Genomic DNA, 22,433 nt, shown 5'->3' with positions numbered 1-22,433 from the left:
ACTAAAATATCAAAAGAATTGAGGAAGTTTATGAACGAATCAAAAAAATGGATTCCAGAGCTACAAAGTTTTAGTGGACTTGCTATCATATTTGTAGTTCTTATCCATGCTACAGCATATTACCTTTTAAGTGTGTTACATATGACTTACTTTGAAGAAACAGATTATATAACACGATTAGTTGACAACCTTATTCATGGGGCTGTACCAATTTTCATATTTATAGCTGGCTATAAATATGCGTTAAATGATTTGAATATACCATATAAAAAATTTGCTAAAAGCAGAATAACAAAAGTATTTAAGCCATTCTTAATAATTAGTGTTATATTTTTTATAAAAAGCATTATTACTAATAATGAATATGGAGATATATTTGGTTTAAGCAAAAGCTTTTTAAAAATATTTATAGGCTATAATGCTGCGTATCAGTTATGGTATATTCCAATGTATGTATTTATATCATTAACTTACCCAATAATATATAAAATAATAAATAATGAATGGTTTAGAACAATATTTATTTTAGGAATAATAGTAATCCAATATGCTTTATCTTGGTATAGTGATTTATTGGCTGGACATCCATTCGATTTTGTGTATTATTATTTATTTTTCCATATGGGATTGATTTTTTGTAAGTATGATATAAAGAACAAATTTAAAAGATGGGATATTTTAATAATAGTTGTATACATACTTGTAACTCTAATATTAACATTAAATACTTCAGAAAACTTATCTGGAATATTAAAGCGATTTATAATATGGCCAATGTCAGTTGTTGCATATTATTTTTGGATCATAAGAATAAAGGAAAATAAGTTACTGCAATATTTAGGAAAATATTCATTCTATATATTCTTATTACATGAGCCAATATTCTGCACAGATATATCGTATATTTTTAAAGTTTATGGGATCTATTATTCAGTAGCGGAATCATTTATAATAGCAGTATTAACGATTATTATAACAATGCTGCTCTATAAGATTATAGAGAATACATTTGTAAGAAAATTATTATTTTAAATGGAAATAATCCAGTAAAGTAGTGTTCATAATTGGAGATGATTTAAAGTGAAAGAACGAGAAGAAGTTATAAAAGAATATTTTAATTCATGGGTTATTAGAGATGAATCTGTTTTAGAAAAAGTGTTTGAAGAAAATATAATGTATATTGAGTGCTACGGGCCTGCCTATAAAGGAATTGGACAAGTTAAAAAGTGGGTTACAGAATGGTATAAACATGGAAGAGTGATAGCTTGGAATATAAATGAGTTTGTTCATAATGAAAGATATAGTATATGTGATTGGTATTTTGAATGTGAATATGATGGGAAATTAGATGGTTTTAATGGTGTTTCATGGATTGAATTCAGCGGAGAAAATAAGATTATTAAACTTAGAGAATATCAATCTAAGGTACCTAATTATTTTCCTTATGATACAAAATAATAATGAGATATTTTAGATATAAAAATTGGCTAAAGGTTGATATTTTGCATATTACAATATATCAGCTTTTTTATACTATAATATGGAATAAAAAATGATTAAAAATTTATTATTAAGAGATAATTGTAAAATAGGAAACTTAAATAAAATACACATAAGTATTTTGTAGTATTATTAATAGCTAACTTTTATGGAACCTATATATTTTAATGTTAACCAATACTAATAAGTGTAGGAGGCTTTTATGACAAGGAAATTTATTAAAATATTAGTAGCAGTATCAGTAGTATTAGCATTAGGTTATATATCAATCAATTTCTATGAAAAAAGCAATCTAAATAATAGTAAGCTAAGTTGTTTAAGCAATTTTATAAAATCTATGAAGAATACTGATAGAAATGATCTTAGAACTATATTAAGAAATATTATAATTGTTAAAAAACCTAATGGAGAAAATAGTGAAACATCGCCAAACGAGTTAGAGCAATATATTTTAGATAAGATTAAAGATATAAAAGGAATAAATATAATTGATGAACCTAAAATCATAGAAATAATTAAGCCAATACAAAAAACTCCTGTAAAAAGAGATTTTCAGTTAGGAGAAATAAAGGAAAATAATAATAAGGCAGTAAATGATCCGGGATATAGGTATGAGTGGGATATAAGTTATACAGAAGCTGATAAAGCATGGACTTTGATGAAGCAAAAAAGAGAAGTGAAGGTTGCGGTTTTAGATACTGGAGTAGATTATACACATCCAGATTTAAAAGATAGAGTACTAAAAGATAAAGGTTATAATTTTGTAGACAATGATTCTGAAACGATGGATGATAATGGACATGGAACCCATGTATCGGGAATAATTGCCGCAAGTGCAAATAATGACATCGGTATATCAGGAATTACTGGAACTTTAAATGTAAAAATAATTCCAGTAAAGGTACTTGACGAAGATGGAGAAGGAGAAGTAACTAATATTGTTAAAGGTATTAAATATGCTGTAGATAATGGTGCGGATATAATTAATTTAAGCTTCGGAACTAATGCTAAGAGTAAAGCAATTGAAGAGGCAATAAATTATGCTAAGAGCAAAGGAGTATTTGTAGTAGCAGCTGCTGGTAACGATGGAGTAAGCAGTGATAACTCTAGCCCGGCTAGTGATGGAGCATTTGCAGTAGCTGCAATGGACTATAACTATAAAACTGCTGATTTTTCAGATTATGGTAATTGTATAGAAGTTTCCGCACCAGGTGAAGAAATATTAAGCACAGTGCCAGGTGGTTATGAAGCATGGGATGGAACAAGTATGGCAGCACCAATAGTAAGTGGTATTGCAGCTATGGTCAAGGCAGAAGATCCAAAGCTATCTCCAAGTCAGATAGAAAATATTTTAGATAGTACAGCTAAAGATATTATGACAAAAGGAAAGGATCAGAATTCTGGATATGGCCTCATAGATGCTTATAATGCTATTAAGAAAGTTAAACAACTGGAAAGTAAGTAAGTATATAACATTGCAATAAAAATAACTTCCTATATTTTTAAATTTAGTAGTGCATATATTCTATAATTTCCTAAGTATATTTCAAATCCATTAGTAGAAAATATACTTTGTAATGTTAAATCATAAGGGAGGAAATAAATATGGAAGCAACTATGACTAAGTCAAGAAATTCATTAATATCTGAAGGGAATCCAATGCAATCATGTATTGATACATGCAGCAAATGTGTACAGATTTGTGAGGAGTGTATAAACTTATGCTTGCAAGAAGATAATGTAAGAGAAAGAATGTATTGTATTAAAACACTTCAGGATTGTGCTGAAATTTGTTCAACTTCAGCTTGCTTTATGTCAAGAGGAAGTGGCCACATAAGAGAAATATGCACTGTATGTGCTGCAATTTGTGAAAGTTGTGCAAAAGAGTGCAGTACATTTAGTGATAATCATTGTCAAACATGTGCAGATATATGTCGTCAATGTGCTAGCGAATGTAGAAGCATGTTGAATATGTAGAGTATTATCATATAAAATATAAAATCATGATGGAAATTAAAAATCGCTATTAAATAAGTAGCGGTTTTTAATTTTTATAAGTACAAAAATTTCTTGACAATAAAAGAACGTTCGTTTATTATAGAAATATAATAATAGAGGTGTTCAAATGAGAAGGAAAGATGATGAAAAGCAAAGAAATATAAAAGAAGCAGTTATTAAGCTAATACTTAAGGAAGGGTTTCATGGAACTTCTATTTCAAAGATAGCAAGAGAAGCAGGAGTATCACCAGCAACTGTATATATATATTATGAAAATAAAGAGGTTATGCTCCAGGATATATATAAGGAGTACTCAGAAGACATTTTTGAGTGTCTGCTAGATAAAATTGATGATTGCACTAGCGGAAAAGAACTTATAGAAATACTTGTTACAGAATACTATCTTTATATTAGAGATAATAGTGAAATTTTTCATTTTGTAGATCAATTTGCAAGCTGCCCAGCTTTATCTAATCAATGTTCCTCAAGAGCAGGCATAAGAATTTTTAATGATTTCTTAGATACAATGAAAAGACGAGGGATTTTTAAAAACTTCAGAAATGATAATCTGATGGCTATACTTTTTTACCCGATAAAATCAATTGCAATAAATTCATGCATTGACGAAGATGAAAAACCAGAATTATTAGATGAGCTTATTGAGATTATAGAAGATGCTTTATTAATAAAATAGTGACAGAAACTAGGCGAGAGAATTTTGTGAAAATATAATTACAGAAATATCTCGCTATTACTAGACTAAAGTTTAAACGAATGCTCGTTTATTAATAAACTAAAGGAAGGATGATAAATATGATGAATTTAGAAGAAAAATATAATCAAGGACTTGGAGTTCCAGTAGCAACAAGTGCTGTTTTATTACCAGGGATGATAGATACTTTAAGATTAAATAGATTTAGTAAAAGCGAAATCGAGGTTTTATCTAATGATGATAGAGTTAAAGTTGCATTGATTTTAAAGCAGAATTTTAATCAGAATAATTTAAAAGAAGAAGATTTTTATCGGGTAGGTATTTCATTTCAAATAAATGAAACATATGAAACAGAAGATGGCTATGAAATTAAAGTGAAGGTATTAGATAGAGTTGAAGTAAAAAAAATAATCTTTGAAGAAGATGCAATTAATGTAGACTTCGAGCTAGCACCAGATATTATTGATATTACAGAAAAAGATCAAGAAGAGATGATAAGTTACATTAAAAGAGTGACCCGTGAAATAAGTGAGAACTTTAAAGGTTCGGAAAGCTTTATGGTAAGCATTAAAGGCTATAAAGATTTAAATAAGCTTATTGGATATTTAACTACTTATATGCCGCTTTCAAATGAAGAAAAATATGATTTAGTTGAAACAAGATCATTAAAGGATAGAGGATTAAAGTTTATAGATCATTTATTAAAGCAAAAAGAATCCTTAAAATTACAATTTGAGTTGGCACAGAAATTTACTGATAAGGCTAATAAAAATTATAGAGAATCAGTATTAAGAGAACAGTTAAGAGCTATTCAAAAGGAATTAAATGAAGGAAAAAGTGATAGCTCAAAGAAAGATAAAGATTATTTGAAGAGAATTGAAGAAGCTCAGATGCCAGATGAAATAAAAGAGGCTGCATTAGAGGAATTAGACAAGTTAGAAAGTCAAGGTCCAAACAGTTCAGAGTATAATGTAATACGCAATTATTTAGATCTGTTAGTTTCGCTTCCTTGGAAAGAGAATGAAGATAAGGCCGTTGATTTAAATGAAGCAAGACGAATTTTAGATGAACAGCATTATGGTCTTGAAAAAGTAAAAGATAGGATACTTCAACATTTAGCAGTAATGCAGCTTAAAAAGGATAAAAAAGGTTCTATACTACTATTAGTTGGACCTCCTGGAACAGGAAAAACCAGCTTAGGTAAGAGTATTGCTGAAGCTCTTGGAAGAAAATATGTAAGAATAAGTCTTGGTGGTGTGCGTGATGAAGCAGAAATAAGAGGTCACAGGAGAACTTATGTAGGAGCAATGCCAGGTAGAATCATTCAAAGCATAAAGAAAGCTGAAGAAATAAATCCAGTTATGGTTTTAGATGAAATAGATAAACTTATGACAGGCTATAATGGTGACCCTGCAAGTGCACTATTAGAAGTATTAGATCCAGAACAAAATGATACTTTTACTGATCATTATTTAAATTTACCTTATGATTTGTCCAATGTATTTTTTATAGCTACAGCTAACTCATTAGATACAATTCCTAGACCATTATTAGACAGAATGGAAATTATTGAGATATCAAGTTACACTATGAATGAAAAATTCCATATAGGTAAGAACTATTTAATACCAGCGGTTCTTGAAGAGCATGGTTTAAATGACACACAGTTTGTTATAGAAGATGAAGCTCTTAGAAAAGTAATAAGTGAATATACATTAGAGGCTGGTGTGAGAGGTCTTAAAAAGCAATTGGCTACACTTGCAAGAATTGCATCAGAAAAAATCGTATCTAATAAAGTTGAATTACCATTTAAGGTTACAATGGGTAAATTAGAGGATTTACTTGGAAGAAGAGTGTCGAGTCATGATAAAGCTCAAAGTGATAATTCACCAGGAGTTGTTACAGGGCTTGCTTGGACACCTGTAGGAGGAGAAATCTTATTTATTGAAGCAACTGATATGTTAGGAAATGGACAAGTTACTTTAACAGGTCAATTAGGAGATGTTATGAAGGAATCAGCAAAAATCTCCTTGAGTTTACTAAAATCAAGATTGCCAATGAATGCAGTGAATTTTAAGGAGAGGGATATTCATATCCATGTTCCATCAGGAGCTGTTCCAAAGGATGGACCATCTGCTGGAATAACATTATTCACAGCTCTAGCATCACTTGTTACAGGAATAAAAGTAGATTCAAAGCTTGCAATGACAGGAGAAGTTACTCTAAGGGGTGCTGTACTTCCAATAGGAGGACTTAAGGAAAAGTTATTAGCAGCTCAAAGAGCTGGAATAACAAAGGTGTTAATTCCAAAGGATAATGAGGTTGATTTAAAAGAAGTTCCAAGTGAAGTAAGAGAACAACTAAATATTATACCAGTTAAAACTGTAGAGGAAGTTCTTAAAGAGACATTAGGAATAGCATTACCTAAAGTTGAACATGTATTTAGTCCAGTTAATTTTGCACAAGAAACATTTAATATGAATCAAATCTAAGTATAAGATTAAGGAGCTCGTTCATAGTATTTTAGAATTACTATGAACGAGCTTTTTATGTTGTTACTCTATCTTTTAATAAAGATTTGAATTTTTAAGAGATAAAGTTATTAACTTTTTGATATTTCATACGAAAATATAATATAGACAAAAATATAGCTAATTAAGTGTAGCATCCTAGAAAACGTTTACTTAAGATAAAAGTGGTTTTGTGTGTTAAATAAAGTACATGAAGAGATGAGTTCTAGAAATATGGGTGTTTTTTGATTAAAGTAAGGGGGAGTATTAATGGGCAGCCGAGAATTAAAAAACAAGTATTCAATCAAAGTAAAACTTATTGGAATTATTATTCCGATGATGGTTGTGATAGTATCATTGCTTATTATTGTTTCGTACAATAAATCCCAAAGTATTATAACTAAGTCAGCTAATGATTTGTTAGAATCTTCAAGCAAAAACCAAGTTAGCCAAATTGAGGCATGGTTAAATGAAAATTTAGCATCATTTCAAGCTGTGAAAACTTCAATAGAAAATACAAAATTAAGTAACGACGAATTACAGAATCTATTAGATAAATATTATGGTTATAACAGTAATTATCCAGAAGGCTTGTATATTTGCGATGAAAATGGAAGTATGTTAAAAGCTAAAGATTCTAAGAAATCTAGTAATAATGTTCTTGATTCAGTGTGGTATAAAGAAGGATTAACTAGACTTAATATGGCATATGGATCGGCTTATAAAAATGAGGAAGGAAAGAATACTGTTAGTGCTTCTGCAATTCTAAATGATAATTCAGGAAAAGTGAAGGTTATATCCGCAGATATTTATTTAGATAAAGTAGCGGTAATTGTAAATTCAATGATAGGAATGAATAATGCAGAAGCTTTCTTAGTTGATAATAAAGATAAGACTATATTAGCCGATGATGACAGTTCTCTAATTTCAACTAAATTAGATCCAAGTAACAATGATAAGCTGCTTAAAGAGATAGCAGTCAAACTTGAAAATGAACAATATGATTCTTGTGAAATAGAAAATAATATGGTTGTATTTAAACAAGTGGAGGGAACAGATTGGATTCTTGTATCATATGTTCCAGTGAAATCAGTTTTCTCAGAATTAGCTAATCTTCGTACATTCATGATTGCAATTGCTATTATATCAATACTTTTATTAATTGTTTTAGTGGAAAGAGTTGTACAAGTAGTTATAAAACCAATTAAAATACTTACAGGAACAATTGTGGCAATGACAAATGGAGATTTTACAGTTGATGTAGAAGTAAAAGGAAATGATGAAATTTCTGTAATGTTACAGAGTGTGAAAGACTTTATAGTAGTTATGAGAAGTATGATAAACAAGATTAATACAGTATCGAATGAGATGAATAAGCAAGCTGAAAATAGTACTGTAATTTCAAAAGAACTATATGATTCATCTAAATATCAATCTGAATCTATGCAAAATTTAAATATTACTGTTGATCAATTGGCAAGTTCAGTAAGTGAAATTGCAGAAAGTACAACAACTTTGGCAACTGTTGTTAGTGATACAAAAGATGATGGTAATAATGTAGATCAAAAAATGAAAGAAACTATTGGTATTTCAGAAAAAGGTAAAGAAGATATGGAAAAGGTAACTGTAGCTATGGAAAATATAAGAAATTCAATAACATCTCTTGAAGAAGTTATAAATAAAGTTGGAAAGTCTTCAAAAGAGATTACTAATATTATCAATGTTATTGGTGAAATTGCTGAACAAACTAATTTGTTATCTTTAAATGCATCAATAGAAGCAGCAAGAGCAGGAGAAGCAGGCAAAGGCTTTGCAGTTGTAGCAAGTGAAATTGGAAAGCTTGCAAATACAAGCTCTGAATCGGTAAGTAATATTTCAGTCCTTGTAAAAGAAATAAATAAACTCGTTTCAGATACAGTAAAGCAATCCCATGAAAGTGCCAATTATATAAATGAAAGTACGTATTTAATAAGTGGGACTGTAGAAACTTTTGATACTATCTTTGACAAAATAAACAGTACAAATGGCCTAATTCAAGATATGATTACAAAAGTAGGACATTTAGATGATGTTGCAACAACAGTAGCGGCGATAGCAGAAGAACAAGCAGCAAGTTCTGAGGAAATATTAGCGACATCGGAAGTTATGGTTACTCAATCTAATAATATTACTAAAAATAGTGAAAATGTAGCTGCTGATGCAAAAGAATTATCGAATACATCAGATGAACTTAGTAAGGAAATTCAAAGGTTCAAGATATAATGTTAATTTAACCTTTCAAAAAGTTATGGATAAAACACTAAGGGGGATTAAGTGTATGCAGAAAAAAATAGCTATATTATTGATTGTAATTATGATGTTTGCTTCAATTTCAGGCTGTAGCTCAAAAGGAACTGCAGTTTCAAATAAAAACATAAAAGTTTTATTTTCAGTATCTGATGGTTCAGATAGTTTTCGAAATCTACTTACAACAGACGCAGAAGATTATGCGAAAAGCCAAAATATAGATTTAAAGGTAATGGATGCTGCAGGATCCATAGAAGCACAGGTTTCACATATGAAAGAGGCCGTTTCAGATGGATATAATGCCATTTTGTGTGCTCCAGTAAATTCAGATACAGCACTTCAGCTTAAGAAAGCAGCTCAAGGTATACCAATAGTTTTTCTAAATAGTAGTCCAAGTGATGATACATTAGAAAAAAATAAATATATTTATGTAGCATCCAACGAAGAAGTAGCTGGAAGATATCAAGCTGAATATATTGCAGATTATTTAAAAAACGAGAATGAGCTTAAAGTAGTTTTACTAAAGGGAGAGAAAAAACACTCGGCTACATTAGGGCGTACAAAAGCAGTAAAAGATACATTTAAAGAAAAAGGTATAAATGTTGATTATGTTTTTGAAGATAATGCAAACTGGAGCAGAGAAGGAGCAAAAGATATGTTTGACGTATTTTTATCTACAAATAGAAAATTTGATGCTGTAATCTGCAACAATGATGAAATGGCTCTTGGAGTAATAGATTCATTAAAAGAGCATAAAATAGATCCGGAAGCAATCCCTATTGTAGGAATTGATGCAACTGCTAATGCCTGCAAGGCCATTGATGATGGAAGTATGAAATTTACGGTTTATCAATCTGCGAAAGGGCAAGCTAAAAGTGCAGTAGATGCAGCTGCTCAAATAATATCAGGGAATGATATTTCTAAATTAGAAAATGCAGATAAAGATGGTAAACACATATGGGTGCCATTTGAAAAAGTAGATAAAAGTAACGTGAAACAATATAGTTAGATTAATCTAAACATATTATCGATAATTCAAAATAATAGCAAGTCAATGTGGGAATGAATATTGTACCAGTGGCTTGCTATTTTTATGTATTAGTAATCAAGAAAAATAGAATTTTTAAGATAATTCATTAATTTCGTATAGCGCTTAAGTTTGAATATATAGTAATTATGTAGTAATGTTATAATATAAAATAATTATATAATAACAGTTATTGGTTAATTAGAACGACTAATTTAAGATTATTTGAAAGATAAAAAATAAAACGAAAGAGGTTGATAAGATCTATGGGAAAATTAAGAGTAATAGGTATAGGTCCAGGAAGTATTGAAAATATGAGCCTTAGAGCTTTAAAAGCAATTGAAGAAAGTAATGTTATTGTAGGTTACAATAAATATATAGATATGATAAAGGATTTAGTTAAAGATAAGGAATTATATTCGACAGGAATGAAAGGAGAAGAAGCTAGGTGCAAAGAGGCTCTAAATCTATGTAAGGATAAAGAAGTAGCATTAATTAGTACTGGGGATGCAGGAATCTATGGTATGGCTGGACTTATACTTGAACTTAGAGAAAATGAAGAGGTGGAAATAATTCCAGGAATCACTGCAAGTAGTGCAGCAGGTTCTGTAATTGGAGCACCTCTTATGCATGATAATTGTAATATTAGTTTAAGTGATCTTATGACACCTTATGAGGATATAAAGAAGAGAGTAAAACTTGCAGCAGAAGGTGATTTTATAATATCTCTATATAATCCTAAAAGTAAAGGAAGACCAGATTACTTGAAAGAATGCATTGATATTATAAGAGAATTTAGAAAAGCTTCAACACCTGTAGCAGTAGTAAGGCATGCCCTTAGGGAAGGCCAAAGCTATAAATTATTTACAATTGGAGATTTTGATCCTGAAGTAGTAGATATGATGTCAATAGTGATAGTAGGAAATTCAAAGAGTTATTATAAGGATGAAAAATTCATAACACCAAGAGGCTATGAAAATAAAAGAGAAAAATCTATATAATATATGAATAAAAGGTAGGGAGAATAAATGAGTAATTTAACAAATTTATATTTACGAGAATTAGAATTAAAAGATTTAGAGAATTATTTATATTGGAATCTTCCTTCGCGTGAATTCCGTAAATATAATGGACCTTATTATGCACAAAGCACAGAAGAAGAATTAAAACAAGATATAGAAGAATATAGAGTTCGGTTACTAAATGGAGAAAAAAATGTTCTTCAAAATAAAAAGATTATAGCCAACAAAGATACTGATGAGATAATTGGACAAGTGAATTGGTATTGGAAGTCAATAGAAACCTTGTGGATGGAAGTTGGAATTGTTATTTTTAATGAAAATTATTGGGGAAAAGGTATAGGTCATTTAGCTTTAAAAATGTGGATTAATGAAATATTTGATGAGAATCCAGAACTTATTAGAATTGGATTATCAACTTGGTCCGGAAATACAAGAATGATGAAGCTTGCAGAAAAGCTTCAGTTAAAAAAAGAAGCAGTATATAGGAAAGCAAGAATTGTTAACAATGAATATTATGATTCTATCAGCTATGGAATATTAAAAGAAGAATGGGAAGTTATACAAGATAAGTTATAATAGAATCAAAATATTTAGATGAAATAGAAATGGAGGACATATGATTGGATTTATATTAGGAACATCTGAAGGAAGAAAGATTTTAGAATTAATAAATAAATATACAAATAATATTGCGGTTTCTACGGCAACAACATATGGTGGAGAGCTTCTTAAGGAATTTGATATAAAAGTTTTAAATACAAAGCCATTAAATAAGGAAGAAATGTTAAGTTGGATTAAGGTAAATGAAATTGAAGTTTTAGTAGATGCTTCACATCCATATGCCCAGGAAGTAACAAAAACGGCCTTACAATGTACGAAAGAGCTTAATATTAAATTCATAAGGTACGAAAGAGAAGGTGCCTTAGAAAACATAACTGATGAAGATATAATAAGAGTTAATGATTATGATGAAGCTATTGAAATAATAAAAAAAATAAATGGGAATGTTTTAAATACAACGGGCGGAAATAATGTTGTTAAATTTTTGGATTTAGATTTTAATTATAGGATTATACATAGAATTTTACCGTCACCTAAAGTTTTAAATAAAATAGTAGAAGCTAGAATAAGTATAAAAGATATTATTGCAATGCAGGGGCCAATATCCTATGAACTTGAAAAGGGATTTATTGAGCAGTATAAAGTTAAAGCAATATTGACGAAGGATAGTGGAATTGAAGGCGGAGTATTAGAAAAATATAAGGCTGTTAAGGACGCTCATATTAAGTTAATTGTGATTGAGAAACCAAAGTTTACAGGAGAATTGGTGTTTAAAGATGAAGAGGAATTGATTAACTATTTAGTAAAGGCAATTTAATACATAGTTTTATATAAGCTTATTTATACAAGCTGAGTTGTAAAAATTAATGAAGACTTATATGATAATTTTAAGCAATGGATTTTAATGGATAATAATTATTGATTAAAAAATATTAATATATTATAATAAAGAAAAACAATTTGATTGATAAAGGGAGTTGGATTTAATGAGCGTTAAGGAAAAGGTATTAGAAGTTATGAAAGAAGCAGGGAAACCTGTAAGTGCCGGTGAGGTTGAAAAATTATCTGGCTTAGATCGTAAGGAAATTGATAATGCATTTAAAGAATTAAAAAAAGAAAGCGCCATTGTATCACCAGTGCGTTGTAAATGGGAACCAGCAAATTAGAAATATGATTAGGTAATTCACAAGCTTAAAGTGAAAAGTTATAAATTGAGTATGAAAGTTAGAGATTAGATTGTTAGAAATTGTCTTGTAATTTTCTCCTTGATTTATAGTTTTTCACTTTTTATTTTAAAGAATTTATAAAGTTATTAGGTAGAAGTTTTCATGAATTATATATCTTAATTAAATAAAATATAATCGTATGCTTACAATATAGAGGTTTTAAAGTTTAGCTAAAAAATAGCATAGTTTTTCATTTTTTGATATATTTAATATGTAGATGAAACTATAAGTTTATATTAATTAGTCTTTATAAGTTATAATAAAAAAGATATGTAGTATATAAGGGAGTTACTTAATAACATGGTGAAAAAAAAGAATAATTTCAAGAAGAAAAGCAGAGAAGTATTGCTAATAATTTTTATTATGTTTACAGGAATTATTGGACTGCGATTATATGAAGGATATAATGAAAAATATAAGGATATTAATTTGGAGGGACTAGATACAAAAAGGTACATACAAGCAGCAGATAGTGCAAGTGAAGATAAACTTCAGATTAACTGGCAGTATATGGCGGCAATTGATGGTGTGAGATATAAAAATGATTTTTCTAAGATTACAGATGAAAGCTTAAAGAATCTCGCAAATATGTTTATAGAAAAAAATAGTACAAGCTCTAAAATTAAAAATAATGAGTATAGATTAGTTGAGCTTGATGAAGTATTAAGTAAGTTATCATTAAATGAAACAGAAAAGGAAAAGGTACAGCATTACATAGAAAATCTGAAATATACAGGAACTCAAAAAAATACGTTAAATGATTCTTCTAAGCAGGATTTTATTAAGGAATTATATCCTCAGGCAGCAGAAATATATGATAAATATGGAGTGCTTCCTTCAATATCAATTTCTCAAGCAATATTGGAAAGCGGATGGGGAAAATCAGACCTTAGTGTAAAAAGTAACAATTTATTTGGAATAAAAGCAGACCCTAGCTGGAAGGGAAAAAAGATTAAGATGAATACTTCAGAATACTATAATAAAAAAATTATTGATGACTTTCGTGTTTATGATAGTCATGAAGATTCAATGAAGGACTATGGAGAATTTCTTAATAATAATAAAAGATATAAACAAAGTGGGGTCTTTGAAGCCACTCAGTATTTAAAGCAAGCAAAGGCAATAGAAAATGCTGGTTATAGTACTGTACAAAATGACAAAGGTGAAGATATTTATGCAGAGTTATTAATTGGAATTATTCAAGAACAAAATCTTCAGCTTTTGGATTATGAATGTGAGATGAAATATTTTAATAAAAACTAATAAGTTTTTAAATAAAAAGGGGATAATTATGATGGAGTATAATTTAGAACAATTAAATAGTATTATAAATGAAATAAAAGATGTTAATAAAGAAATAATAATAGAGGCAGATAAAAGAATGACTTCCCTTGCAAAGCCACTAAAAAGTTTAGGTAAATTAGAAGATATGTCAATAAAACTAGCTGGAATTACAGGCAAAATAAAAAATAATATAAATAAAAGGGCAATTATAATAATGTGCTCAGATAATGGTGTGGTTGAAGAGGGAGTTGCATCATCACCTCAATCTGTAACATTGGCTCAAACAATTAATTTTACAAAAGGATTAACTGGGGTTGCAGTACTTGCAAAAGCAAATAATACAGAACTTATGGTTGTGGATGTAGGAATAAATTGTGATTTTGAGCATCCAAAGGTCATAAACAAAAAGATAAGGAAATCAACATACAATATGGCTAAGGGGCCTGCCATGAGCTATGATGAAGCTGTAAAAGCAATTTTAATTGGAATTGAATGCGTAAAGAATGCGAAAAACTCAAGGTACGAAATACTTGGTGTTGGAGAAATGGGAATAGGTAATACATCAACAAGCAGTGCAGTACTTTCATCATTAACTAATATCAATGTGGAAGAGGTTGTTGGAAGAGGAGCTGGAATTACAGATGAGGCTTTCGAGAAAAAGAAAGAAGTTATAAAGATTGCTATAGAAATAAACAATCCAATAAAAGAAGATCCAATAGATGTGGTTTCTAAAGTTGGAGGTTTTGATATAGCAGCTATGGCTGGGGTATTTTTAGGTGCTGCTTATTATAAAATTCCCGTTGTAATAGATGGATTTATATCAGCGGTTGCAGCACTTGTAGCTTTTAGGTTAAATCATAAAGTAAAAGAATATATGTTTACTTCACATGATTCCAAAGAGTTGGGATTTAAAGCAACAATGAAAGAACTTGGTCTAAGTCCAATATTAAATTTAGATATGGGACTAGGTGAAGGCAGCGGCTGTCCGTTAGCATTTTCTATACTTGATTCTGCATGTGCAATAATGAATAATATGGCAACCTTTGAAGAAGCTGAAATTGATGACAGCTATTTAGATGAACTTAAAGCAATGAAAAAGTAGAAAGGATGAATAATATGGAATTGGGATTAATTCATATTTATTGTGGTGATGGAAAGGGCAAGACTACAGCAGCTATGGGCCTTGGAATGAGAGCGGCTGGCAGAAATAAAAAGGTACTATTAACTCAATTTTTAAAAGATAATGATACAGGTGAACTGATTTCAATTGAAAAGATTGGTGAAAACTTTAAAGTATTTAAAGGAGCACCAGTTAAAAAATTCTTTAAATTCATGACAGAAGAAGAGCAAATCGCAACTAAAAATGAACATGAAAATAGATTTGAAGAAGTTACTAAAAAAGCTATTGATGAAAAAATTGATTTACTGATATTAGATGAAATAATAGCTTCCACTAATTTAGATTTAGTTTCTCTAGAGGAAGTAGTAAGCTTTCTAGAAAATAAACCTGAAGACTTAGAAGTTGTATTAACAGGTAGAAATCCAAATGAAAAATTAATTGAGCTTGCAGATTATGTTTCGGAAGTAAAGGCTATAAAACATCCTTATGAAAAAGGAATAACTTCAAGAATAGGTATAGAGAAGTAATAGGAGTATGAATTATTTAATAATTGGTGGATCGAAAAGCGGCAAGTCAGAATTTGGAGAAAGGATAGCTCTAAGTTTAAATAAGGATAAGGTAGTATATGTTGCTACCATGAAGCCTTATGATAAAGAAGATGAGAAAAGAATAAATGCACATATAGAAAATAGAAAAGGCTTAAATTTTATGACACTGGAAAAAGAAAGAGATCTGCATGAAATAATAGACAATATTGATTCTAAGGATACGGTACTAATTGACAGTATTACATCTCTTTTAACAAATGAAATGTTTTTTGAAAATGAAATAATAATGAATGTGTCAGTTAATATATTAAAAGGTTTAAAGAAAATAATAGCAGGAAGCAAAAATACTATTATCATAAGCGACTACATTTTTAATGATGCAATAAAATATGATGAGATAACTGAAGGATTTAAAAAAGAACTAGCTATAATAAATAGAGAGTTAGTAAAGATTTGTGATAATGTCATAGAATGCAGCTTTGGAAATATTAAATATCATAGGGAGAAAATCAATGAAAAAACTTTATAAAGGATTCATTATGGCATTAAGTATGTTTACTGTACTTCCAACACCATATGTTGAATGGGATGACGAGGGAGTTAAAAATATGATGAAGTTTTATCCCATAATTGGAGCAATTGTTGGAGGAATATGGAGTGTTGTATATTATTTAATTAATATTCTGAAGGTTTCATTAGTATTAAAAAGTGCAGTAATCATGATAGTACCATTTGTAATAACAGGAATGCTGCATTTAGATGGTTTTATGGATGTTTGTGATGCAATTTTGTCAAGGAGAGATAAAGAAGAAAAACTTAGAATATTGAAGGATTCAAAGATTGGTGCTTTTGCGGTAATATCTTTATTGATTTTATTTTTTCTGCAATTTGGCGGCATATATTCTATTGTAGAGAAAAACATTCATTTTTATATACTAATCTTGATTCCAATAGTAAGCAGGTCTACTACAGCGTATTTTTTATTAAGCAGAACTACCATAAAAGAAAGTACCCTAGGAACATATTTTAAAAAAGGAACTAATATTACAGATAGAATTATTATGGTTATAGCATTGTTAGTGATGCTTGTAGCAGCATTTGCTTTCTTGAAATATGAGGGAATTATATTAGAATTATTAATAATCCTTGGAGTTACATGGGCAGTTGAAAAATGCAAAAAAGAATTTGGAGGAATATCAGGTGATGTTGCGGGGTTTGCCCTCGTTATAGGAGAAGTTACAGGAATACTGGCTTTAGCAATAATATTATAGATATATATAGTAATAGATTATATATATGTTGAGTTTTGAGGTGGCAAATAATGATCTTAGTCTTTGGCGGAGCCTATAATGGGAAGCTTGAATTTGTGAAAGAGAAATATGACATAAGTAATGAAGAAATATTTTTTTGCGAAGATGAGAATTTAGAATTTGAAAAAAAAGTCATATGTGGCCTGCATATGCTTACAAGAGCATGTATTTTAAAGAAGCTAGATCCTTTGGAACAGCTAAAGAATAATATGGAGTTATTACAGGGCAAGATAATAATCTGCGATGAAATAAATTCAGGGATTGTTCCAATGGAAAAGTTAGATAGAGAATGGAGAGAAGCAACAGGACGTATATTACAGGTTTTAAGTAAAAATTCTTCGGAAGTATACAGAATATTTTTTGGAATTGAAGAAAAAATTAAGTAATTGGTAAGGATGATATATGAAAAAAATAGAATTATATTTAATTAGACATGGAAAAACTTATTGTAATGAAAAACAATTATATTGTGGAAAAAGTGATGTTGATCTAAGTGAAAATGGTATTAATGATTTAAAGGAAATTTTAAAAAACGTTAGATATCCAGAGTGTGACTTTTACTTTACAAGTGGAGCTAAAAGGGCAAATCAAACTCTAGAGATTATTTGTCCTGAAAAAAAATATAATATATTAGAACACTTTTTTGAATATAATTTTGGAGATTTTGAGTTAAAAGGATATGAAGAGTTGAAATTACTAAAAGAATATACAAGCTGGATAGAGGATGAGGAAGAAATTATTAAATGTCCAAATGGAGAAAGCAGGGGAGAGTTTAAAAAAAGAATAAAAGAAGCATTTATAAGCCTTGTAAAATATTTAGCTAAAGAGGAGATGCATTCAGCACTAGGGGTGATTCATGGCGGAAGTATAGGAATGATACTAGAAATGCTGTATGATGATAATAAGAAATTTTACGAATGGCAGCCTAAGAATGGTGAAGGATATAAGATGATCATTTATATGGATGATGATAATGAAAGATTTACAATAGATGAGGTTAGGCATATTTAAAAGGAGGCATATATGATTGAACTTTCAATAGGGTTTTTGCTAGATTTAATAATTGGAGACCCTAATAATCCACTTCACCCTGTAAGGGGAATTGGGTATCTTACTAAAAGATTAGAGATGATATTTAGAAAAATTTTTAAAAAGCAATTAAAACTTGCTGGTCTTATAACCTGGATTTTAACAATTGCAATTACATTTGCAGTTACTTTGGGAATTAGTGTTATCTCTAAAAAAATTAATATTTATTTTGGAATTATAGTAGAAGGGATTTTAATATATTTTTGCATATCCTCAAAGGCTTTAGTGGTTGAAGGATATAAAGTCATTAAATTTTTATTAAAAGACGATATAGTTGGTGCACGAAAGCAACTTTCCTTTATTGTTGGACGCGATACTGGAAGTTTGGATAAAGAAGGTATAATAAGAGCAGTTGTAGAAACTATAGCAGAAAATATGGCAGATGGAGTAATAGCACCTTTATTTTATGCAGGAATCTTTGGAGCACCTTTAGCTTTTGCCTATAAAGCAGTAAACACTATGGATTCAATGTTTGGTTATAAGAATGATGAATATATGGAATTTGGATACTTTCCAGCAAAATTAGATGATATTTTTAATTATATTCCGGCTAGAATAACAGGAATATTAATTGTGATATCAGCTGCAATATTAAGATATGATTATAAAAATAGCTATAGGATCTTTAAAAGAGATAGGTATAATCACACAAGTCCAAATAGTGCACATCCGGAGGCAGCAATGGCAGGAGCTTTAGGAGTTCAGCTTGGAGGAGCTAATTACTACTTTGGAAAACTTGTAGAAAAGCCTACAATAGGAGACAAAATTAAGGAAATAAATATTGATCATGTGAGTAAAACATCTAAAGTATTATATTTATCTTCTTTTATATGTTTTGTTCTTATATTGTTAGTTAGAGTGACAATAAAACTATATTAAGTTGTAAATAAGTAAAATTAGCAATGTATAATTTATGATGGGGGAACTGTTATGGCAAGCTTTGGGCATGGAGGAAATGCAAAAGAAATAAGTAGAAAAAATAAGCTGGAATATGATAAAATAATTGATTTTTCAGCGAATATAAATCCTTTGGGAATGGCGGATAGTATAAGAAAAGAAATTATAGAGAATCTGAATCAAATTGAAAAATATCCTGATATAACTTACTTTGAACTAAAGGCTGCAATTAGTAAATTTGAAAATGTAAATGCAGAGAATATAATATTAGGAAATGGTGCGGCAGAAGTATTATTTAATGTGGTTAGAGGAATTAAGCCTAAAAATGCACTTGTCTTGGCACCTACTTTTTCGGAATATGAAGAAGCTATAAGGGCTGTAAATGGCGAGATTATTTATTATAGATTAATGGAAAAAAATGATTTTCATATACAGGATGATATTTTAGATTATATAAATAGCAAATTAGATCTAATATTTATATGCAATCCAAATAATCCAACAGGAGTTATAACCTCAAAAGACTTATTAATAAAAATTCTATTTAAAGCAAAACAAAATAATGTTATTGTTATAATAGATGAATCTTTTTTAGATTTTATAGAAGAAGATTTATCGATGGCGTCATACATAAATGAATATTATAATTTAGTTATAATAAAGTCATTAACAAAATTCTTTGCTCTTCCAGGCCTAAGAATTGGTTATGGACTATGTAAAAGCTATATTTTAAAAGAAGAGTTAGAGAAGATAACTCCGGCCTGGAATATAAATGTTTTAGCTGAAGTAGCTGTAAAAGCAGGGCTTAATGATAAAAAATATATAAGCCAATCCAGAAAATGCTTAATAAGTGAAAGAGAATATTTATATAAAGAACTAAAACAGATTAATGAATTAAAGGTATATGAACCAAGTGTAAATTTTATTCTCCTTAAAACACTTATTGAAGTTGATTTAAAGATTGAACTTTTAAAAAAGAATATTTTAATTAGAAGTTGTAGCAATTATAATGGTTTAAATGATAGTTATTATAGAGTTGCGGTAAGAAACCATGAAGAAAATCTTATATTAATAAAGAATCTAAAGAAAATATTTGAAGGAAATGGAAAAAGAGAGTAATATAAGATATATATTAAAACTCAGCATAAAAAAATGACCTGTATTGCATATAATAAATGGATGAAAGTTCATTTTTAGGTGCCTAAGTTTGAGGGGAGTAAATAAATGGATAAAAAAAGTATAATGTTTTTAGGTACAGCGTCTTCTGTTGGGAAAAGTACTTTAGTAACAGCCCTATGTAGATATTTGAAAAATTTAGGTGTAAAAGTAGCTCCTTTTAAGGCTTTAAATATTTCATTGAATTCCTATGTTACAAAAGATGGATTGGAAATGGGAAAATCACAAATAGTACAAGCAGAAGCTTGTAAAGTTGAACCAAATGCTTTAATGAATCCAATATTATTAAAACCTAGTGGAGATTATACACAAGTAATTGTAAAAGGAAAGGTCTTTTGTAGAATTGATCCATATAAATATAAAGAACTTACTGAGACTTTAAAAATGCAAGTTAAAGAATCTTATGAGAAATTAAGTGAAGACTATGATATAATTGTGTTAGAAGGTTCTGGAAGTTGTGCTGAAATAAATCTAAAAGATGGTGATGTTTCAAATATGTCCATGGCTGAAATAGCAGATGCACCAGTAATTTTAGTCTCAGATATTGATAGGGGTGGAGTTTTTGCTTCAATTGTTGGAACTATTCAATTATTATCTGAATCAGAAAGAAAAAGGATTCAAGGTGTAATAATAAATAAGTTTAGAGGAGACATGAAGTTATTTAAACCTGCAATAAAACAGCTTGAAGAAATTATAAATATTCCTGTACTTGGAGTTATGCCCTATGAAAAGTTCGATATTGAAGATGAAGATAGTGGAATTGAGAAAATAGGAAATAACCAAGAAGAAGGAATTGTAGATATAGCTATCGTTAAACTTTCACATATGTCAAATTTCACAGATTTTAATGTTTTAGAGGGAATGCCAGGAGTAACAGTTAGATATATAACTAAACCAAACGAGCTAAAGAATCCGAATTTAATAATAATACCTGGAACCCAAAATACAATTGAAGATTTAAGAAATATAAAGGAAAATAAGCTCTTTGATAAGATAAAAGAAGCTAAAGAAAATGGAACTCCTATATTTGGTATATGTGAGGGGTATCAAATGCTTGGAACTTTAATTCTTGATAAGTTGGGAGTTGAAGGAAATATTTGCCAGGAAGATGGCTTTGGTTTTTTGGACATAAAGACAAGATTTAATGAGGCGAAAATTACAAAGCAGACTCAGGGAAAAATTTTATGTGATCTTAATTTAATAAAATCTATAGAAGGTATTATAATAAAAGGTTATGAAACCCACAATGGAATAAGCAAGGTTGGAAAAAAAGTGATGCCATTTATAACTGATTTGGATGGAACTATCGTAGGAGTATGTGATAAAGAAAAGATGGTTGCAGGAACTTATCTTCATGGGATATTTGATTCGGAAAAATTTATGACTTCGTTTGTAAAATCGTTAAGAGATAAGAGCAGCATAAAATTTTCAGAGGAAGTAATCATTCAAAAGATAAATGAATATAAGGATAGCGAATATGATAAATTAGCTAAGGTATTTGAAGAAAATATCGATATATATAAATTAAGAGGCATAATGAATATATAGGATTTGGAGGAAAGGTATGCTAACAGTTACAGAAGAAAGATTATTAAAGTATATAGAAGAGCGAGCAAGAGAAAATGTTAAAGGAAAAACTTTTTATAAGATGACTGATGTATTAGAACAAGCTTTTTGGATATCAGAAGATAGAGCATATGAAGTACTAAGGAATATAATTTCAAGAAAAAATATAGGAAATTCTAAAGAAGCGATTATAAATGAATATATTGATATGTTAAAAAAAGGATATGGATCAATACAAGAACAAGTAGAAGTATTTGGTGGAGATAAAGTACAAGGTGTGTTATATACTGCAGAGAGAAGATTGAAAAATTTTGGAGGCGGATCATTTTTAGATATTTTAAGAGAAGTTTATAAAGTTCCAGATGAAGAAATAATGGAATTGACAGAAAAGTATTTAAATTATTTAAACTCTCCGCTATTTTTATTTAAATTAGAAAAAGAAACCTTCCATAAATTTTTAGAATCAGACCTTGAAGAGTTAGATAAACAATTTAATAGATTTATGAATTTATAAATCTATTAAATTGTATTTTGTATGTAAAGGAATAAAAGAAATACCAAGTGTTATGTTATGAGGATTTAGTTCAAGAAATATTTTAGA

General features: G+C 29.3%; 23 protein-coding genes. All 23 read left to right on the top strand.

What is annotated here, in order from left to right:
* Nucleotides 1-30 precede the first annotated feature (30 nt).
* Nucleotides 31-1,032 (top strand): acyltransferase, encoded by a 1,002-nt coding sequence (locus CLOBL_RS04520; RefSeq protein WP_077857927.1) that lies wholly within the window; start codon nucleotides 31-33, stop codon nucleotides 1,030-1,032.
* A gap of 48 nt (nucleotides 1,033-1,080) precedes the next feature.
* Nucleotides 1,081-1,458, top strand: coding sequence for a SnoaL-like polyketide cyclase (locus CLOBL_RS04515; protein ID WP_077857926.1), 378 nt, complete (start codon nucleotides 1,081-1,083; stop codon nucleotides 1,456-1,458).
* Between the two features lie 244 nt (nucleotides 1,459-1,702).
* Complete coding sequence (locus tag CLOBL_RS04510) at nucleotides 1,703-2,965, top strand: S8 family peptidase (protein WP_077857925.1); 1,263 nt, start codon at nucleotides 1,703-1,705, stop codon at nucleotides 2,963-2,965.
* Nucleotides 2,966-3,105: 140 nt separating this feature from the next.
* Nucleotides 3,106-3,477: a four-helix bundle copper-binding protein gene (locus CLOBL_RS04505; RefSeq protein WP_077857924.1), complete on the top strand. Its 372-nt coding sequence runs from the start codon at nucleotides 3,106-3,108 to the stop codon at nucleotides 3,475-3,477.
* Nucleotides 3,478-3,625: 148 nt separating this feature from the next.
* Entirely contained in the window at nucleotides 3,626-4,192 is a 567-nt protein-coding gene (locus CLOBL_RS04500) for a TetR/AcrR family transcriptional regulator (protein ID WP_077857923.1), read from the top strand.
* Between the two features lie 119 nt (nucleotides 4,193-4,311).
* Nucleotides 4,312-6,702 (top strand): endopeptidase La, encoded by a 2,391-nt coding sequence (lon, locus tag CLOBL_RS04495; protein ID WP_077857922.1) that lies wholly within the window; start codon nucleotides 4,312-4,314, stop codon nucleotides 6,700-6,702.
* 288 nt (nucleotides 6,703-6,990) lie between these two features.
* The gene (locus CLOBL_RS04490) at nucleotides 6,991-8,982 is read left to right on the top strand and encodes a methyl-accepting chemotaxis protein (RefSeq protein WP_077857921.1); all 1,992 of its coding nucleotides are present in this window, start codon (nucleotides 6,991-6,993) and stop codon (nucleotides 8,980-8,982) included.
* A gap of 55 nt (nucleotides 8,983-9,037) precedes the next feature.
* A complete protein-coding gene (locus CLOBL_RS04485) occupies nucleotides 9,038-10,015 on the top strand; it encodes a substrate-binding domain-containing protein (protein WP_077857920.1) in 978 nt (325 codons plus the stop codon).
* A 284-nt stretch (nucleotides 10,016-10,299) separates the two neighbouring features.
* Complete coding sequence (cobJ, locus tag CLOBL_RS04480; protein WP_077857919.1) at nucleotides 10,300-11,034, top strand: precorrin-3B C(17)-methyltransferase; 735 nt, start codon at nucleotides 10,300-10,302, stop codon at nucleotides 11,032-11,034.
* A gap of 27 nt (nucleotides 11,035-11,061) precedes the next feature.
* The gene (locus tag CLOBL_RS04475; RefSeq protein ID WP_077857918.1) at nucleotides 11,062-11,631 is read left to right on the top strand and encodes a GNAT family protein; all 570 of its coding nucleotides are present in this window, start codon (nucleotides 11,062-11,064) and stop codon (nucleotides 11,629-11,631) included.
* Nucleotides 11,632-11,671: 40 nt separating this feature from the next.
* On the top strand, nucleotides 11,672-12,433 hold the full coding sequence (locus tag CLOBL_RS04470; protein ID WP_077857917.1) for a cobalt-precorrin-6A reductase: 762 nt from the start codon (nucleotides 11,672-11,674) through the stop codon (nucleotides 12,431-12,433).
* A gap of 169 nt (nucleotides 12,434-12,602) precedes the next feature.
* Nucleotides 12,603-12,782: a transcriptional regulator gene (locus tag CLOBL_RS04465; RefSeq protein WP_009169503.1), complete on the top strand. Its 180-nt coding sequence runs from the start codon at nucleotides 12,603-12,605 to the stop codon at nucleotides 12,780-12,782.
* Between the two features lie 360 nt (nucleotides 12,783-13,142).
* Nucleotides 13,143-14,105, top strand: coding sequence for a glycoside hydrolase family 73 protein (locus tag CLOBL_RS04460; RefSeq protein WP_077857916.1), 963 nt, complete (start codon nucleotides 13,143-13,145; stop codon nucleotides 14,103-14,105).
* A 31-nt stretch (nucleotides 14,106-14,136) separates the two neighbouring features.
* Complete coding sequence (gene cobT, locus CLOBL_RS04455) at nucleotides 14,137-15,228, top strand: nicotinate-nucleotide--dimethylbenzimidazole phosphoribosyltransferase (RefSeq protein ID WP_077857915.1); 1,092 nt, start codon at nucleotides 14,137-14,139, stop codon at nucleotides 15,226-15,228.
* Nucleotides 15,229-15,242: 14 nt separating this feature from the next.
* Complete coding sequence (locus CLOBL_RS04450; RefSeq protein WP_077857914.1) at nucleotides 15,243-15,773, top strand: cob(I)yrinic acid a,c-diamide adenosyltransferase; 531 nt, start codon at nucleotides 15,243-15,245, stop codon at nucleotides 15,771-15,773.
* A 7-nt stretch (nucleotides 15,774-15,780) separates the two neighbouring features.
* Complete coding sequence (locus CLOBL_RS04445; RefSeq protein ID WP_077857913.1) at nucleotides 15,781-16,323, top strand: bifunctional adenosylcobinamide kinase/adenosylcobinamide-phosphate guanylyltransferase; 543 nt, start codon at nucleotides 15,781-15,783, stop codon at nucleotides 16,321-16,323.
* Nucleotides 16,307-17,065: an adenosylcobinamide-GDP ribazoletransferase gene (locus CLOBL_RS04440; protein WP_077857912.1), complete on the top strand. Its 759-nt coding sequence runs from the start codon at nucleotides 16,307-16,309 to the stop codon at nucleotides 17,063-17,065. The genes CLOBL_RS04445 and CLOBL_RS04440 overlap by 17 nt, the downstream gene beginning before the upstream one ends.
* 50 nt (nucleotides 17,066-17,115) lie before the next feature.
* Nucleotides 17,116-17,490, top strand: a complete 375-nt coding sequence (locus CLOBL_RS04435) for a bifunctional adenosylcobinamide kinase/adenosylcobinamide-phosphate guanylyltransferase (RefSeq protein WP_077857911.1) — start codon at nucleotides 17,116-17,118, stop codon at nucleotides 17,488-17,490.
* A 16-nt stretch (nucleotides 17,491-17,506) separates the two neighbouring features.
* On the top strand, nucleotides 17,507-18,115 hold the full coding sequence (locus CLOBL_RS04430; RefSeq protein WP_077857910.1) for a phosphoglycerate mutase family protein: 609 nt from the start codon (nucleotides 17,507-17,509) through the stop codon (nucleotides 18,113-18,115).
* Between the two features lie 12 nt (nucleotides 18,116-18,127).
* Nucleotides 18,128-19,072, top strand: a complete 945-nt coding sequence (gene cbiB / locus CLOBL_RS04425; RefSeq protein WP_077857909.1) for an adenosylcobinamide-phosphate synthase CbiB — start codon at nucleotides 18,128-18,130, stop codon at nucleotides 19,070-19,072.
* A 51-nt stretch (nucleotides 19,073-19,123) separates the two neighbouring features.
* Entirely contained in the window at nucleotides 19,124-20,209 is a 1,086-nt protein-coding gene (gene cobD / locus CLOBL_RS04420) for a threonine-phosphate decarboxylase CobD (RefSeq protein WP_077857908.1), read from the top strand.
* Between the two features lie 105 nt (nucleotides 20,210-20,314).
* The gene (locus tag CLOBL_RS04415) at nucleotides 20,315-21,814 is read left to right on the top strand and encodes a cobyric acid synthase (protein WP_077857907.1); all 1,500 of its coding nucleotides are present in this window, start codon (nucleotides 20,315-20,317) and stop codon (nucleotides 21,812-21,814) included.
* Nucleotides 21,815-21,830: 16 nt separating this feature from the next.
* The gene (locus CLOBL_RS04410; protein WP_077857906.1) at nucleotides 21,831-22,346 is read left to right on the top strand and encodes a hypothetical protein; all 516 of its coding nucleotides are present in this window, start codon (nucleotides 21,831-21,833) and stop codon (nucleotides 22,344-22,346) included.
* The last annotated feature ends 87 nt before the right edge of the window (nucleotides 22,347-22,433 follow it).

Origin of the sequence: Clostridium sp. BL-8 (assembly GCF_002006495.1) — a bacterium.
Taxonomy (GTDB): Bacteria; Bacillota; Clostridia; order Clostridiales; family Clostridiaceae; genus Clostridium.
Note: the sequence above shows the minus strand (reverse complement) of the source record. Positions and strands in the feature narration are given on the sequence as shown.